The organism is Bifidobacterium leontopitheci, from assembly GCF_009193355.1.
Lineage (GTDB): Bacteria > Actinomycetota > Actinomycetes > Actinomycetales > Bifidobacteriaceae > Bifidobacterium > Bifidobacterium leontopitheci.
Genome location: NZ_WBVT01000010.1, coordinates 62,396 through 78,782 on the forward strand (window position 1 = coordinate 62,396; position 16,387 = coordinate 78,782).

Annotated in this window: 13 protein-coding genes; all 13 read left to right on the forward strand. The window is 67.7% G+C overall.

The features are described 5' to 3' along the window. Positions 1 to 224: 224 nt before the first annotated feature. The 13 genes from F7D09_RS04930 (at position 225) to F7D09_RS04990 (ending at position 16,080) form a co-directional block, all read left to right on the forward strand. Positions 225 to 1,334 (forward strand): hypothetical protein, encoded by a 1,110-nt coding sequence (locus F7D09_RS04930; protein WP_152234299.1) that lies wholly within the window; start codon positions 225 to 227, stop codon positions 1,332 to 1,334. A gap of 25 nt (positions 1,335 to 1,359) precedes the next feature. Continuing rightward, complete coding sequence (locus tag F7D09_RS04935; RefSeq protein WP_152234300.1) at positions 1,360 to 2,088, forward strand: ATP-binding cassette domain-containing protein; 729 nt, start codon at positions 1,360 to 1,362, stop codon at positions 2,086 to 2,088. Continuing rightward, positions 2,085 to 3,353: a hypothetical protein gene (locus F7D09_RS04940; protein WP_152234301.1), complete on the forward strand. Its 1,269-nt coding sequence runs from the start codon at positions 2,085 to 2,087 to the stop codon at positions 3,351 to 3,353. The genes F7D09_RS04935 and F7D09_RS04940 overlap by 4 nt, the downstream gene beginning before the upstream one ends. Before the next feature lie 708 nt (positions 3,354 to 4,061). Further along, positions 4,062 to 4,949 (forward strand): ABC transporter ATP-binding protein, encoded by an 888-nt coding sequence (locus tag F7D09_RS04945; RefSeq protein WP_376863188.1) that lies wholly within the window; start codon positions 4,062 to 4,064, stop codon positions 4,947 to 4,949. Then, entirely contained in the window at positions 4,946 to 6,610 is a 1,665-nt protein-coding gene (locus F7D09_RS04950; RefSeq protein ID WP_152234302.1) for an ABC transporter permease, read from the forward strand. The genes F7D09_RS04945 and F7D09_RS04950 overlap by 4 nt, the downstream gene beginning before the upstream one ends. A gap of 69 nt (positions 6,611 to 6,679) precedes the next feature. Next, entirely contained in the window at positions 6,680 to 8,134 is a 1,455-nt protein-coding gene (locus F7D09_RS04955; protein WP_226835970.1) for a D-alanyl-D-alanine carboxypeptidase/D-alanyl-D-alanine-endopeptidase, read from the forward strand. 214 nt (positions 8,135 to 8,348) lie between these two features. Further along, on the forward strand, positions 8,349 to 9,500 hold the full coding sequence (tilS, locus tag F7D09_RS04960) for a tRNA lysidine(34) synthetase TilS (RefSeq protein ID WP_152234303.1): 1,152 nt from the start codon (positions 8,349 to 8,351) through the stop codon (positions 9,498 to 9,500). Further along, positions 9,487 to 10,053: a hypoxanthine phosphoribosyltransferase gene (gene hpt, locus F7D09_RS04965; RefSeq protein ID WP_152234304.1), complete on the forward strand. Its 567-nt coding sequence runs from the start codon at positions 9,487 to 9,489 to the stop codon at positions 10,051 to 10,053. Before tilS ends, hpt begins: the two co-directional genes overlap by 14 nt. Continuing rightward, on the forward strand, positions 10,050 to 12,134 hold the full coding sequence (gene ftsH, locus F7D09_RS04970; RefSeq protein WP_152234305.1) for an ATP-dependent zinc metalloprotease FtsH: 2,085 nt from the start codon (positions 10,050 to 10,052) through the stop codon (positions 12,132 to 12,134). The genes hpt and ftsH overlap by 4 nt, the downstream gene beginning before the upstream one ends. A gap of 169 nt (positions 12,135 to 12,303) precedes the next feature. Next, positions 12,304 to 12,870, forward strand: coding sequence for a GTP cyclohydrolase I FolE (gene folE / locus F7D09_RS04975; protein ID WP_152234306.1), 567 nt, complete (start codon positions 12,304 to 12,306; stop codon positions 12,868 to 12,870). A gap of 63 nt (positions 12,871 to 12,933) precedes the next feature. Continuing rightward, entirely contained in the window at positions 12,934 to 13,815 is an 882-nt protein-coding gene (folP, locus tag F7D09_RS04980) for a dihydropteroate synthase (protein ID WP_152234307.1), read from the forward strand. Between the two features lie 157 nt (positions 13,816 to 13,972). Then, a complete protein-coding gene (gene folK, locus F7D09_RS04985; protein WP_152234308.1) occupies positions 13,973 to 15,544 on the forward strand; it encodes a 2-amino-4-hydroxy-6-hydroxymethyldihydropteridine diphosphokinase in 1,572 nt (523 codons plus the stop codon). Then, positions 15,541 to 16,080 carry a DUF3180 domain-containing protein gene (locus tag F7D09_RS04990; RefSeq protein ID WP_152234309.1) on the forward strand — a complete coding sequence of 180 codons (540 nt, stop codon included), beginning with the start codon at positions 15,541 to 15,543 and terminating at the stop codon, positions 16,078 to 16,080. Before folK ends, F7D09_RS04990 begins: the two co-directional genes overlap by 4 nt. Positions 16,081 to 16,387: the final 307 nt, after the last annotated feature.

The window sequence follows — 16,387 nt, forward strand, 5'->3', positions numbered from 1 at the left end:
GCTTAGTCTATCATCGTCCCGTGGTACAGTAAAACGTATCAATTCAGCGGGGAGTAGTCATGGCGGACAAGAAACAACGTAGTCGCTTCAGTATCCGGGGGGGCAAATTGAGCCGGGGGAACGGCATGCCGGGGACAATAGCGCCGTTGCGTAGACGCGCGAAATCCTCTCGAAACCGCAGTGGGGAAGCGGACTCGGCCGCCCGGCCGCGTGTCGCGAAATCCGTGGGAGTCCTACTTGCCGCCATGCTGCTGGCGGTCGGTGCGGTAGGCGGATTCCTGCTGGCAAGGCCGCCGGTGCCGGGGACGATGGTGTCCTCCACGCAGCCGAAAACCGTATCCGTCCCGGTCTCCTCGTTCGATGACGAACGCGATGTGACCCTGCGCGTCACCTCATCCGCATCCCAGACCATCACCTCGCCGGTCTCCGGCACCATCACCTCACTCTCATGCACGCCGGGCAGCGCGATCAATTCCGGCACGGCCCCGATCAGCATCGACCTGATGCCGAAGATTGCGCTCGCGACCACCGTGCCGCCGTTCAGAACCCTGACCCCCAACACGCGCGGCGACGACGTGGCCGCGTTGAACACCGAGCTGCGCCGGCTCGGCTACCAGGCGCCGCAAGGCAATGCCGTCACGTGGGACACCATCGCCGCCTACAATGCGCTCGCCCACACCGTCAACGCACCCGAACTGACAGCCGCCGCCGGCTGGACCATCGACCCCGCGGCGATCGTCTGGCTGCCGGCGGCATCGGCAACGTCATCGCAATGCCTCGCACGCGTAGGACAGACCGTGACCCCCGGTCAGGAGCTGTTCTCCACCAAACCGGTCGTCACCGCCGCCGCCATCCAGCCGGACGCCAACGCCGCCGCAGGCGACCGGATCATGACCATCGCAGGCGTCCAATTCCCTGTCGCGAACGGCGCCAAGCAGATCACCGACGCGAAGGCGCTCGCGGCGATCCCTGCAAGCGCCGAATTCGCCGAAGCATCCGCCACGGGCGCACAGCACAGTCAGGCGAATGGAGCAGCCGCATCCGGCACCCAGACCGCTGCGCCCGCATCCGACGCCACCACCGTGACGGTCACGTACCCATGGCGTCTGACCAAACCGGTGAGCACCATGTCGGTGCCGCCGTCCGCCCTGTACGACGTGACCGACACGACCGCCTGCGTGACCGTCGCCGGCAAGCCGCGAGGCGTCACCATCGTCGCCTCGCAGCTCGGCCGCAGCATGGTCAGCACGCGCGACGGCTCCACGTTCCGCTCCGTCGACGTGCCGCCGCGCAGCTCGGCGTCCTGCGCCGCAAACGCGTCGGCATCGCGGTGATTCGGCAACGGGGAAGGGGACGATTATGGAAGCCAGCGTGACCTTGCACGACGTGGGCCACACGTTCGACCCGGCGAGGCAGGACTTCCTGTTCCGCCACGTCACCGTCGACCTGCATCCCCGGCATGTCTACGCGCTCGTGGGACCATCCGGCTCAGGCAAGTCGACGCTGCTGTCGATCATCGCCGGATGGGTCACGCCCACGGAAGGCGAGGTGCGGCGCGACCGGTGCGGCCGTGTGGGCTGGATCATGCAGAATCCGCATGGAGTGGCGCGACGCGCCGCCGTCGACCATGTGGCGTTGCCGTTCATCGCCCGCGGCGAGTCGCGGCAGGACGCCACGGCCCACGCCATGAAGCTGATTGACGTGTTCGGCCTACGCAAGGTGGCCGCCAAGCCGTTCCGCGACCTGTCCGGCGGCGAGGCGCAACGGCTCATGCTGGCACGCGGCGTCGCCTCGCACGCGGGGCTGCTGCTGGTCGACGAGCCGACCGCGCAGCTGGACCTGCGCACGGCGGTCACGGTGAATGAACGGCTGCGTGCGCTCTCGCTGTCCGGCGCGATCGTGGTCGTGGCGACCCACGACCGGAACACGCGCGAAGCCTGCACGGACGTGATCGACCTGCGGGACTTTCAGGATGCGGATGCCGCGGCGGACAGCGCAGCGCCAGCCGGTGCAATGCAGGACAGTGCTGCGGACTACGTTGTCGGCGCGGCGGTCGGCGATGGCGAAAGGAACGGTGACCGGCGATGACGACGCAGACCACATGGCATCACACTGACGGCGGCCGCGATGGCGACGGCGACATCGAAAACGACCATGACGGCGACATGGTTGCAGGCGACCGCCTCTTGGATGATGTCACTGACGGCGGCTCACCCAAGCCGGGTTTCGTCTCCCCGCCCGGATGCATGCGGTTGCGCGGCGTCCTGTCGGAAGCCGGACGCAACCTCGCCACCGGCGCAAGCCGCACCGCGTTGCTTGCCGCGCTGCTGACGCTGCTGCTTGCCCTCGCCTGCGCGGCCGACCTCGCGACCATGCGCACGCTGTCCGGCCAGGTTGAACGCTACGTCCGCGCAGGCGGCTCCACGTATGTGCTCGAGGCGAGCGGCCATGTCGACGCGGCCGCCTGCGACGCGCTCGCCGGCACGCGCGGTGTGCAGGCGGCAGGGGCACTGCGGCTGACCGACCGCAAGCTCACGTTCTCCGTGTTGCCGTCCACCGGCGTGCCGCTCACCGACATCAGTCGGGGTGCGGAGTCGCTGTTCCTTTCCGGTAATTCCTTCACCGTACGGCCTGCGCCGGCGGACGACGGCGGCGTGCTGCTGTCGCGCGAGGCTGCGCGGTCCATGGGCGTGTCTCGTGGTGCCGACGCCGCGCTGGTCGGTGGCGGGGACGTGTGGGTGAGCGGCGTGTTCGACTATCCTGACGACGGACGGCAAAGCGGATTCTCCTACAGTGCGCTGGCTCCGGCGGCGCCTTCCGCGGCCTTCGACCAGTGCTGGGTTCGCGCGTGGCCGGTCCCCGACGACATCGAATCGCTGATGCTGACCGTGGTCCGGGGCACCATACGCGCCGACTCCCAACGGCAGCCGTCCGTCACGCAGCTCAACGTGTCGATGGGCGTCTCGCTCGACTCCCGTAGCATGTTCGACGCGCGCATGACCCGGTTCGCGCCGCTGGTCATGCTGGCGGCCGGCCTGGCATTGGGCCTCGCGTCGGTGATGATGAGGCGGTTGGAACTGGCGTCCGCGCTGCATTGCGGCGTGCCCAAGCCGGCGCTGGTCGCGCAGATGCTGGTCGAAGCGGCGGCCTGGACGTGCTGCGCCGTGTTGCTGTGCGGCTGCGCGCTCGCCGTCGCCGTGCCGTGGATGTTCCCGCCGGCCGACAGCGTTGCCGTATGGGTGGCGATGGCCCGGATCGGCGTGGCGACCTTGGCCGGTGTGTTGGTGGGTGCCGGCGCGGGCGCCGCGATGGTGAAGGAACGACAGCTGTTCGCGTTCTTCAAGAACCGCTGACAGTCGGTGCGCGGCGCTGCCGTTCGGTCGGGGGAAATTGACGGAACGTACTCGGGCAGTTCGTCGGAGTACGTTTCGTCATGTTCCTCTCGACGGACCGTACTCGGGGCGTTGCTACGAGTACGTTCGGTTGGGAGTATTTGACGGAACGTACTCGGGATGGTCGGTTTGGGTACGTTCGGTTGTGTTTTTTTGACGGAGCGTACTCGGGGTGGTTCTACGAGTACGGTCCGTTACGAGAAACATGACCGACCGTACTCGGTCGGTTCGTTTTGGGTACGTTCGGTCATGTTTCTCTCAACGGACCGTACTCGGAGCGTTTCCACGAGTACGTTCGGTTGGGAATAATTGACGGAGCGTACTCGGGGTGGCTCTACGAGTACGGTCCGTTACGAATCGCGCGGCCGAACGTATCCGATGGGAATGAAAGGTTTCACGATGTATGGTGGAGTCATGAGTACAGACGACCACCAGCCGCACGCCGCATTGCCGCAGCCGGCGAAGCCGAATCCCTTCAACCCGCAGCCGGCGCCGCAGCCAGTGCAAGTCCCGCTGCCGGCGCAAGCACATGCGCCGATGCAGCAGCCGGCCGTGCCGCAATCCGTAATCCAGCCTGACACATCAGCGCTGACGTCGCAGGCGGCCTCACCCGTTCTGCCGCAACCGATTCCGCAATCCGTCCCGCAGGCGACCCCGCCCGATCCGCGCATGGCCGTGTCCATCCGCGGGCTCGTCAAGCGGTTCGGCGGCAAGACCGCCGTCGACGGGCTGTCGCTCGACATCCCCGCAGGCTCCTTCTACGGCCTGGTCGGCCCGAACGGCGCCGGCAAGACCACCACGCTCAACATGCTCACCGGCCTGCTCGTGCCGGACGGCGGCACGGCCATGATCCTCGGTCGTGACGTGTGGAGCGACGTGAACGCCGCCAAGCATGCCATCGGCGTGATGCCGCAGCCCACGCAGATCTTCGACCGGCTCACCGGCATGCAGCTGCTGCTTTACGCCGGCATGCTGCGCGGCATGAAACGCGACGTCGCCACGCAGCGCGCCCGCGACCTGCTGTCGGCCTTCGACCTCGTGCAGGCGGCGAACACCATGGTCGCCGACTATTCGGCCGGCATGACCAAGAAGATCTGCCTCGCCTCCGCGATGATCCACAGCCCGCGCATCCTCGTGCTCGACGAGCCGTTCGAGTCGGTCGACCCGGTCTCGAGCGCGAACCTCAAGGACCTGCTCATCGAATACGCCTCCACCGGCGGCACGGTCATCATCTCGTCGCATGTGATGGCGCTCGTGGAGCGCATGTGCACGCATGTGGCCGTCATCAGCGCCGGACAGGTGCGTGCGGCCGGCACCATCGAACAGGTGGCTGCAGGCCAGGATCTTGAGGAACGCTTCCTTCAGCTGGTCGGTGGACGTCACGCGGCCGCGCACATCGCATGGCTGGATGGCGGCTCCGAGACGGTCACGCCGCAGCCGGTGCCGCAGACAGTGCAGCAGCCGCAGCCGACGGTGCAGCAGCCGCAGCCGACGGTGCCACCGCAACCGGCGCAGCAACAGCCGGCACCCCAGCAGCCGCAGGGGCCGCGATCATGACCAACACCGCCCTGCTGCTCGTCCGCCTGCGCTGGACGCTCACCCTCGCCACCGTGCGCCGCTCGCCCTGGCAGATGGTCGGCTTCATCCTCGGCCTGCTGATCGCGGTCCTGGCCGTCGCCGGCACCGGCCCCGCCGCATGGTTCGTCGGCGACCTGCCGGCGTTCCACCCGTCCGGACCGGGCGTGCTGGACGCGAACTACGGGTTCGTGCGCATCACCACGGTCACGCTCGGCACGATGATCACCGCCATGGCCGCGTTCATCCAGCTCATGATGATCGGCGAAGGCACCACGATGAGCCCCGCCCGGTTTGCGCTCTACGGCATACCCGACCGCAAGCTCCACTCCGGCCTGTTGCTCGCCACGCTGACCGGCATCCCCTCGATCTGCGGCCTGCTCGCGTTTGCGCTCTGGTCGCTCGCCTACCGCGGCATGGGCGTGGCGGCGGTCGTCAACGGCGTCCTCGCCGCCGTGCTCGCCATCGTCACGACCGTGAGCGTCGCGCGTCTGCTGATTTCGCTGTCCACTTCGCTGGTGAGGTCGCGCCGCGGCAAGAACACGTTCTACGCGGTCGTACTGCTGCTGTTCATCGTCATCTGCCAGCTGCCGAACCTGTTCGTCAACACGTCCGACCTTGCCCAGGACTCGTCGGCCATGCGAGGCGCGGCGGCCGGCCGGTTCGCCACCGTGCTTTCGTGGACGCCGTTCGGCGCCGCGTTCCAGCTGCCGTTCGACGTTGCCACCGGCGATTGGGTGATGTTCGCGGCGCGGCTGGTGCTGCTGGCGGTCACCTGCACGGTGTGCTTCCTTTTGTGCGTGTGGTGCCTGCGTCACGATCGGCTGACCGCCGGTGCGGCGAGCGCGGCGGTCACCGTCAAAGGCGTCGGCGCGTTCGGCTGGATGCCGGACAGCGTCTCCGGCGCGGTTTCGGCACGCCTGCTCACTTACCTGAGGCGCGACCCGCGGCAGGCGATGCTGTTCGTCATGCCGGTGATCTTCCTGGTGATGTTCTCCCTGCAGGCGCACGGCGAAAGCGGCATGGTCTGGCAGACGCTCATCTGGTCGGCCTGGATGATGAGCATCGCCGAAAGCAACGGGCTGGCATACGATGGCCCCGGCTTCACCATGGAGGTGCTCGCCGGCGTGCGCGGCTTCTCCGACCGTGCGGGCCGCGTGCGCGTGTATCTGGCGATCATCGTCGGCTATCTGCTGATGCTGTCCGTGGCGATCGTGCTCATCACCGGCGACTGGCGGCGGCCCGACGCGCTGCTGGTCGGCGCGGTGATGCTGGCGGTGGCGCTCGGCGTCGGCTGCAGTGCGCTCGGCATCGCGCAGGTCACCTCATGCACGCTCATGTACCCGGTCGCCTCGCTCGACAAGCCGTTCTCGGCGCCGCAGGGCCGTGCGCTCGCCCAGGGGTTCTTCCCGTTCGTGTACCTGTTCGGCGGCTTCCTGCTCATGCTGCCTACCGGCGGCGTGGCGGTCGGCCTGCTGGCCGCGCACGTGTTTCTTGAGTGGTATTGGCTGCTCATCCCCGTCGCACTGGCCAACGGGGCGGTCGCGCTGTGGCTTGGTACATGGCTTGGCGGTAAGCTGGTGGATGCGCGTGCGATCGACATCGTCAGGACGCTCGACTCGTTCGCGTCGCTGCAACGCTGACCGGCGCATGACGCTCCGGCCTGTGCGGCGTGTATGACAGTCATGACCGATAGATAAAAGGAGCACCCCGTGGCACGGCATCGCACGTCTCGACAGCTGAGCGTCCGTCGTCTGATCACCGTGCTCGTCTCCGCGTTGGTCACGGCCGCGCTCATGATCGGCTATCTGATGGCGGACATCTACGACGTGTTGCCGGGCGTGCTCACGTTGCGGCAGGTGCACCACGCCACGATCGCCGATCCGCAGCATCCGCTCGCCGGTGGCACGGTCGCGGCCGATCTCGGCGACGACAAGCCGATCGACGCGGCCGCCGCGAAGAAGATCATCGACGAATTCGGTTCCAGCGAAGGCGTCGGCAACGCGTTCTCGTTGGCGATCACGGCAGCGGACGGCATCATCGTCGCCCAGCATGAGGCGTCGACCGCGCGGCAGCCTGCCTCCACGATGAAAACGCTCACCGCGTTCGCCGCCGCCTCCACGCTCGACATGAGCTCCACGCTCGACACCAAGACGTACCTGGTGCAGGCCGCGGACGGCGGCAAGACCGTCGTGCTGCAAGGCGGCGGCGACATGCTGCTCTCCGCCGGCGAGAGCGACCCCGACCATATCAACGGCCGCGCCGGTCTCGGCACACTGGCCGCCCAGACCGTGCAGGCGCTCAAGGACCGCGGCATCACACGCATCCGGCTGCTGTACGACGACACGCTGTTCGGCAGCGACCGCACGCCGGCGCACATCAACCAGAACAACGCCGAACACCGGTACTATACGGCCATCTCCACCATGGCGGTGGACGGCGGCCGGCAATGGGGCGAGCTGACCAAGCCGAGCGACCCCGACGACTCCAGCCAATACCCGACGCTCTCCACGCAGACGGCGGCCGATGCGGCGGCCACGTTCGCGAAACGGCTCACGGAACGCGGCATCACCGTCGAATCCGGTCCGAGCGCCGGCAAGGCGCCCGAAGGCATGTCGGCCATCGCGTCGGTGTCGTCGGCGCCGCTGAGCGAGGTCATGGCGTTCATGCTGCGCCACTCCGACAACACGCTCGCCCAGCTGTTCGGCCGGCTCACCGACCTGAAGCGCGGCGGCAGCGGCGCGGCCAACTCGATCGCCGGCGACGTCAAGGCGGTCGAGGAGACGCTCAAGGAGCAGGGCATCGACACGAACGGCCTGGTGATGGCCGACTGTTCGGGGCTGTCGCCCGGCTCGAAGCTCACCGTGAAGACGCTCGTCCAGATCCAGGCGCGCAACCTCACGGCAGGCTCCGCGACCGCCGCCGCGGAAGGCCTGTCGATTCCCGGACTGGTCGGCACCGCGCGCAACCGGATCGTCGCCGGCCGCGACGACGGCCTGTACCGCGTCAAGACCGGCAGCCTCGACCAGGTGACCTCGCTCACCGGCAATGTGTCGCGGCGGGGCGGCGGCGTGCTTGCGTTTGCGGTGATCGTCAACGACCCGGAGAACTACTGGTCGGCCGTGCAGGCCGTCAACGACATGGCTGCGAAACTCGTCGAGCTGTGAGCGGGGCTGCGTCGTGACGCAACGTTGCGACGCTGCGTCGTGCCGCAGTTGCGGCATACCGCGGCACACAGTGTCACTCTGCAAGGGCGAGCAGAGTGACGATAATACGGACCGCGTGACGGTGATCGGGCGACAGGCGAGGTGTGGACGTCAGTGATCGAACGACGGTCGGGACGGACGCTGAACATCGGACAACAAGCAAGGAGCGGGACGCATGGTATACACGGCGCGGTTGCGCAAGGCCGTCGGCCAGGTGCGCGCGACGCTGGAGTCGCTGGGGCTGGGCCGTCAGTCGGCCGACTTCGCGCGGCACGGCGAGCATGAGACCGCCGCCGACGCGCCGCTCGTGCTGGTCGCCTGCTCGGGAGGCCGCGATTCGATGGCGCTGGCCGCTGTCGCGGCAACCGTGTGCGCGTCGCTGGGCTTGCGATGCGGCGCCGTAATCGTCGACCACGGCTTGCAATCCGGCTCCGACACCGTGGCCGCCGACGCCGCCGAGCGGTGCCGTGCGCTACGGCTCGATCCTGTCGTCGTGCGCCGGGTGCAGGTCGTGCATGACGGCCGCGGCACCGAGTCGGCGGCCCGCGACGCCCGGTATGCGGCCGTCTGCAAGGTCGCCCGGGAGACCGGTGCCGCCGTGGTGCTGCTCGCCCACACGCGCGACGACCAAGCGGAGACCGTGCTGCTCGGCCTGCTGCGTTCGGCCGGAGTGGACGCGCTCGCCGGCATGCCCGGCGAGTTCGAGCGCGACGGCGTGCGTTTCGCCCGGCCGCTGCTCGACCTTTCGCGCGCGGACACCACCGGCATCTGCGAGGATTTGGGATTGACGTGGTGGGACGACCCGACCAACGGGGACGTTGCGGCCGGTGAGGACATCGCTGGCGTGGACATCGCCGGTGGGGACATGCCAGGGGAGGCGGCCGACGCTGCTGCTGACGCCGCCCGCGCGCTGCCGTTGCGCTCGCGCGTTCGCCACGAGCTGATTCCGTTCATGGAGATGTTCGCCGGCGGCGATGTCGTCACCCACCTCGCGCGCGGCTCACGGCTGGTGCGCCTCGACAAGGATTACCTCGACATGCAGGCCGACCGTGCGATGGCCGCGGCGAGACTCGACCCACAGGGCGACCTGTTGAGGCTCGACGTGCGCGCACTGGAGCATGAGCATCCGGCGATCCGGCTGCGCGCGCTCGCCCACGCGCTCGCCGGCGCGGGCGTCGCCGCATCGTCGGCGCAGATCGACGCCATCGACCGGCTGATCGTGCACTGGCATGGCCAGGGACCTGTGAATCTTCCCAGCGGATGCTCAGCGTTTCGTCGGAAACACGTCATTCGCGTGTGCCAAGATAGTCACCATGCAAATCGCTGACGTTCAAGACGAAATCGACCATGAGCTCATCTCCAAGGCCGGGATCGCAAGCAAGATCCGTGAGGTCGCGGCACAGGCAAGCGAGGATTATCGGGGCAAGAATCCGCTGCTGATCGCCGTGCTCAAAGGGGCGGTCAACACCATCGCCGCATTCTCCCAGGCATTGAGCATCCCCGTCCAGCTGGACTTCATGAGCCTGTCCAGCTACGGGTCGGGCACCGAGTCCAGCGGCACCGTCACCATCCGGCAGGACCTGTCCACCGATGTTCGCGGACGGCACATTCTGATCGTGGAGGATATCATCGATTCAGGCAGGACCTTGGCATGGCTGGTCGACGAGCTCAAGCGCCGCGGCGCCGCCTCCGTGGAGATCTTCGCGCTGCTGGAGAAGCCGGCGCGGCGTGAGGTGGATGTCGACGTGAAATACCACGGCTACGAGATTCCCGACGAGTTTGTGGTCGGGTTCGGACTCGACTACGACGAGCGGTTCCGCAACCTCGACTCGATCGCCGTGCTGAAGCCCGAAGTGTATCAAGGAGATAATCAGGCATGAGTTACCCGCAAGGCCCCCAGCAGATGCCGCCGAGGGGCAATGACAACCGGCCGAACGGCAACCCGTTCCGCCGCAATCCGGACGAACCCGACCGCGACAGGAACGGCAAGGGCAACAACGGCAAGCGTCCGTTCTGGCAGTCGCCGTGGCTGTGGGGCGCCGCGCTGGCCGTGCTCGTCGTCATCGCCTTCCAGATCTTCGTCGGCTCCGGCACGCAGACCATCGACACGAAGGACGGCTTCGCGCTGCTGCGCGGCGAGAACGTCGCTTACGCGAAGATCATCGACAACAAGCAGCTCGTCCAGCTGGAACTCAAGAGCGACTTCACCAAGACCGACCCGGACACGAACAAGCAGAAGAACTACGGCAAGAACGTCCAGTTCTACTACACGTTCGCCCAGGGCGGCCAGGTCGTGCAGGCGGTCGAGAAGGCCGACCCGAGTAAGGGCTGGACCTCCGACATGCAGCAGACGAGCATGATCAGCTACCTGATCAGCTCCATCCTGCCGTTCATCATCATGATCGCCGTGTTCTGGTTCCTGATGAGCCGCATGGGCGGCGCCGGCATGTTCGGCATGGGCGGCCGCAAGAACAACGGCAAGCTGCTCGAAGGCCAGACGCCCACCACCAAGTTCGCCGACGTGGCCGGCGAGGACGAGGCGCTCGCCGAAGTCGAGGAGATCAAGGACTTCCTCAAGGACCCGTCCAAGTACAAGGCGCTTGGCGCGCGCATCCCGCGCGGCGTGCTCCTGTATGGCCCTCCCGGAACCGGTAAGACGCTGCTCGCCCGCGCCATCGCAGGCGAGGCGGGCGTGCCGTTCTACGCCATGGCCGGCTCCGATTTCGTGGAGATGTTCGTCGGCCTCGGCGCCTCCCGCGTGCGCGACCTGTTCGACGAGGCGAAGAAGAACGCCCCGGCCATCATCTTCATCGACGAGATCGACGCCGTCGGCCGCAAGCGCGGCTCCGGCATGTCCGGCGGCCACGACGAGCGCGAGCAGACGCTCAACCAGCTGCTCGTCGAGATGGACGGCTTCGACAACGACACGAACCTCATCATCATCGCCGCGACCAACCGTCCCGACGTGCTCGACCCGGCACTGCTGCGCCCGGGCCGCTTCGACCGCCAGGTGGCCGTCGAGGCCCCGGACCTCGAAGGCCGCGAGGCGATCCTGAAAGTCCACGCGAAAGGCAAGCCGTTCGTGCCGGACGTCGACCTGCACATGGTCGCCGTGCGCACGCCCGGCTTCACCGGCGCCGACCTGGCGAACGTGCTCAACGAGGCCGCGCTCCTGTGCGCCCGCGCCGGCGCCCAGCTCATCGACAACCGCGCCATCGACGAAGCCATCGACCGCGTGCAGGCGGGCCCCAAGCGCAAGTCCAAGGGCATGGCCCTCGACGAGCTGCGCAACACCGCCTACCATGAGGGCGGCCATGCGCTCGTCGCCGCCGCGCTGCACTACACCGATCCGGTCACCAAGGTGACGATCCTGCCGCGAGGCCGCGCGCTCGGCTACACGGCCGTCATGCCGACCTCCGACCGCTACTCGCAGTCGCGCAACCAGCTGCTCGACCAGATGGCGTACGCGATGGGCGGCCGCACCGCCGAGGAGATCGTGTTCCACGACCCGACCACCGGCGCCTCGAACGACATCGAGAAGGCCACGAAGATCGCGCGCACCATGATCACCCAGTACGGCTTCTCCTCGAAGCTCGGAGCGATCAAATGGTCCGACGACGAGGATCAGGGCGGCGACCTGGGCAGCCTCGCGCCGCACAACTATTCGAACCGCACCGCCGAGATCATCGACGACGAGGTGCTCAAGATGGTGGAGACCGCGCACACCGAAGCGTGGAACATCATCAACGAGAACCGCGACGTGCTCGACGAGCTCGTACGCCAGCTGCTCGTCAAGGAGACGCTCAACGAAAAGGAGCTGGCCGCCATCTTCGCCAACATCCGCAAGGCGCCGGACCGTCCGATATGGCTGTCGAACGACCGCCGGCCGGACTCCGACCGCCCGCCGGTGGAGATTCCGGAATCACTCAAGCGATCCGTCGGCATGAAGCCCGGCGAGTGAGCTGACAATCAACAGGGTTGCGGCGTGTCTCGCGAAGGTACGCCGCAACTTGCATGTTCGGCCGGCGATGCGAACGACGCGAAAGGTGACGTGAGCTGCGGCGGCCGGATCGGCGGCGGTCGAACAGGAACGACGCGACGAGAGAGACTTTAGGGAGGAAGGACAGGACATGACCAAGTATGACGAGGAAGGCGTGAAGCGGGCCGTTCGCCTCTTCCTGCAATCGATAGGCGAGAACCCGGACCGCGAGGGGCTGATCGACACTCCCGACCGCATCGCGCGCGCCGGCCGCGAGCTGTTCGCCGGACTCGACGCCTCGCCAGCCGACGTGCTCGAAAAGCATTTCGACGTGGACACCGACGAGCTGGTGCTCGTCAAGGACATCGAACTCTACTCGGTGTGCGAGCATCATCTGCTGCCGTTCCACGGCGTGGCGCACGTCGGCTACATCCCCGCCAAGGACGGGGTCATGGGCCTGAGCAAGCTGGCCCGGCTCGTCGAAGTATACGCGCGCAGGCCGCAGGTGCAGGAACGCCTCACCCAGCAGATCGCCGACGCGCTCGTCGACTACGCGGGCGCGCGCGGCGTGATCGTGGTGACCGAATGCGAGCACCTGTGCATGTCGATGCGCGGCATCAAGAAGTCGTCCGCCCGGACCGTCACCTCGGCGGTACGCGGCCTGCTGCGCAACCCGGCCACCCGCGCCGAGGCGATGAGCCTGATTCTTGACAAGTGACGTCGGCGTGCAGTCGGCGTCACCGGTAAGTGTCAACGGAACCATGGAAGGGGATCATCAATCATGACCGATCTGCAGGCATTGCACGATACGACGAGCACGCTGCTCATGGGCGTGCTCAACATCACCGAGGACTCGTTCTCCGACGGAGGCCTCTGGCTCGACCCGGCGAAGGCCCGCGAACACGGGATCGCCATGATTAAGGCGGGCGCCGACATCATCGACATCGGCGCCGAATCCACCCGCCCCGGCGCCAAGCGCGTCTCGGAGGGCGACGAGCTCGCGCGCGTCACCGGCGCGGTGCAGGCGCTGCGTGGCGCCGATGACGTGGTGCTCTCCATCGACACGACGCGCGCGCTCGTCGCCGCGGCCGCGCTCGAGGACGGCGCCCAGATCATCAACGACGTCTCCGGCGGCACGCTCGACAAGGAGCTGCCACACGTCGTCGCGGACCATGACTGCCTGTACATCGTGCAGCATTGGCGCGGCTGGCTCGCCGGCTCCGCCAAGACCGGCGCTCCGGACGCCGACACCTCGCACTACGAGCACGGCGTACTCGACGACGTCTACGACGAGCTCATGCATCAGGTCGACGACGTGCTCGCCGCCGGCGTCAAGCCGGAACGCATCATCATCGACCCGGGTCTGGGCTTCTCCAAGCCGGGCATCGAACACAACCTGCCGCTGCTCGCCGGCCTCGAACGCTTCGAAGACTCCGGCTATCCGGTGCTCATCGGAGCCTCGCGCAAACGCTTCGTGACCGCGGCGCTCGCCGACGCCGGCATCGCCGAGCCGACCATGGACGACCGGGACAACGCCACCGCCGCGATCTCGGCCCTGTGCGCCGAACACGGCGCATGGGCGGTTCGCGTCCACGACGTGCCGCGCAGCCGCGCCGCCATCGAGATCGGCTCCCTCTGGCGTTCCTACGTCGCCCGAAGCTGAACAAGGTACGGTGAAGCGGGGCGCATGCCAGGGGCGGCCGCGCCACACCTCGGCCCCCTCGGTGGAGGACGCTGGCACGGCCGAAGGCCGTGACTGGGGGAGCGCCACCCGCCACCACACAACACGGCACAACACATCGAACAAAGGACAGCACAACATGGACACCATCCGCCTCACCGGAGTACAGGCCATGGGCACGCATGGCGTGCTCGACTACGAACACCAGCGCGCGCAGCCGTTCATCGTGGACGCCACGTTGTCGCTTGACCTCGCCCGCGCCGGCCGCAGCGACGACCTGCGCGACACCGTCGACTACGGCAAGGCAGCGAAACTGATCGTGTCCGTGATCGAAGGCGGTCACGTCGACCTCATCGAACGGCTCGCCGCGCGCATCGCCGACGTGATCCTCACCGAACTCACCCCGGTGCGGTCGGTCGTCGTCACCGTGCACAAGCCCAAAGCGCCGATCACCGTGCCGTTCGCCGACGTCAGCGTCACCATCGAACGCGACCGCTGCTCGCTGTCGCCCGCACCGAACGGCGGCAACCGGGCGAGCGGCACCATCAGCGACCCCGTGATGGCCCAGGGCACAATCCACCACGCGGTCGTCGCGCTCGGCGGCAACCAGGGCGACGTGGCCGCCACCCTGCGCGCGGCAGTCGCCGACATCGACGGACTCGACGGCACGCAGGTGACCGGCGTCTCGCCGCTGTACCGCACGGCCGCATGGGGCATGCCCGACGGCACGCCGGACTTCCTCAACGCCGTGCTCGAACTCGACACCATGCTCGACGCGGGCCGTCTGCTCGACGAACTGCAGCGCATCGAAGCCGCACACGGCCGCACGCGCGAGCAGCATTGGTCGTCGCGCACGCTCGACCTTGACATCATCGACATCGACGGCACGGTCAGCGACAACCCAGGCCTCACATTGCCCCATCCGCGCGCATGGCAGCGCGCGTTCGTGCTCGCACCATGGCTGGCGCTCGACCCGGACGCCGAACTGACCGGCAAGCATGGGGGAGCGGTCTCGCGGCTGCTGCAGTCGGCCGGCGACCGTGACGACGTGCATCTCGTCGGCGAGAACTGGATGACGGGGAAGACCGACCTCGCCGGCACCGCCGCGGATGCGGCGCATGCGCAGACCGGCACCGCCGCGACGCAGCCGGGCGCCGTGACGCAACCGGCTGCCGCACGCGCGGACGCCTCGCAATCGGCAGAGCCTGACCACACGCCCGGCGACGCTGCCGCGCAGGCCTTCCACACGGCCGTCATCTCGATGGACAGCACCAGCACGAACGCGGAGACGCTGTTCCGCACGGCGATCGTCTCGCTGGAAGGCATCCCCGGCAACCAGGTCGAGGGCATCTCGCCGCTCTACCATGTCGGTATGCTGGAAGGACCGGACGCCATGGCAGCCGTCGTGCAGCTCACCTGCCGCATGGACGCGCGCACGCTCATCGCCACGCTCGGCACCATCGAGGAGTCGCTCGACGGTGCCGTGGACCTCGATCTGGTCGACATGCCCGGCGTGACCTGCGACGAACCGGACTGCCGAGTGCCGTGGCCGTCGGCCAGGCATCGTGCCGCCGTGCTCGCCCCCTGGATGGATATGGACCCGGACGCGCGGCTCGGCAACGACCCGGTGTCGTACCTGCTGGCCATGGCCGACGACGCCGACCGTGTGGGCCTGCTGTCGGACACGTGGATCGTGGGAGGTGCCGAATGAGGATGCATCGTACCCCATGGTGGCAGTATGTCATCGCGCTGCTGCTCGGACTGCTCGCCGGCGCGGGGCTCGCGAAAATCAGCGAGTCCAGCGGCGTGTCGCTCATCGGCGCGCCCTGGTTCGTCTCGCTGCTGCTGCTCGCGCTCGGCATCATGGTGCTCGTCATGGCGCTGCAGGTGCACCAGTACGCCACCACCGACCCTGCCAAGCGGGCTCGGCTCAAGCCGCTCAACCCCGACATGGCCGTCACCACGCTCATGCTCGCCAAGGCGCTCGGCCTCGCCGGCGCCGCACTGGCCGGCTGGTACGGCGGGCAGATTCTCATGATCCTCGAGCACCTCGAAGCCGACTATTTCGCGCAGACGGCGATCCAGTGCGGCATCGCCGCGGTGATCTGCCTGATCGACATGGCGATCGGCATCGTCGGCGAATGGCTATGCCAGCTGCCGCCCATGGAAGGGCCGGAGAACCCGAAGATGAAGGAGGCCCAGCGGCGCCGCGCCATGGCCTCCGCCACCGCCAAGACCCGCCACTAGCGCCGGATCGCGGCGTCTTCCTTGTTCGCCCCCGCTGGCGGGATCTCCCGCGTAGCGGGTGGGGGGTGGTTCCACCGGTGTTTCATGGTGTGACCACCCTCAGTCTCGCTTCGCTCGCCAGCTCCCGCCAGCGGGAGCGCGTTTCCTTCTCGCCCCCCGCTGGCGGGGGCTCCCGCGTAGTGAACTGCGCCCCAAAAGTTGGACGTGGTTTATTAAAGGGTACCAGACCGGGCTGTGGGGAACGTGTCCCGGAATTCCTCCGGGGTCAGTCCCCCCAGCCGTTCCTGGCGTCGTTTGGTGTTCCAGT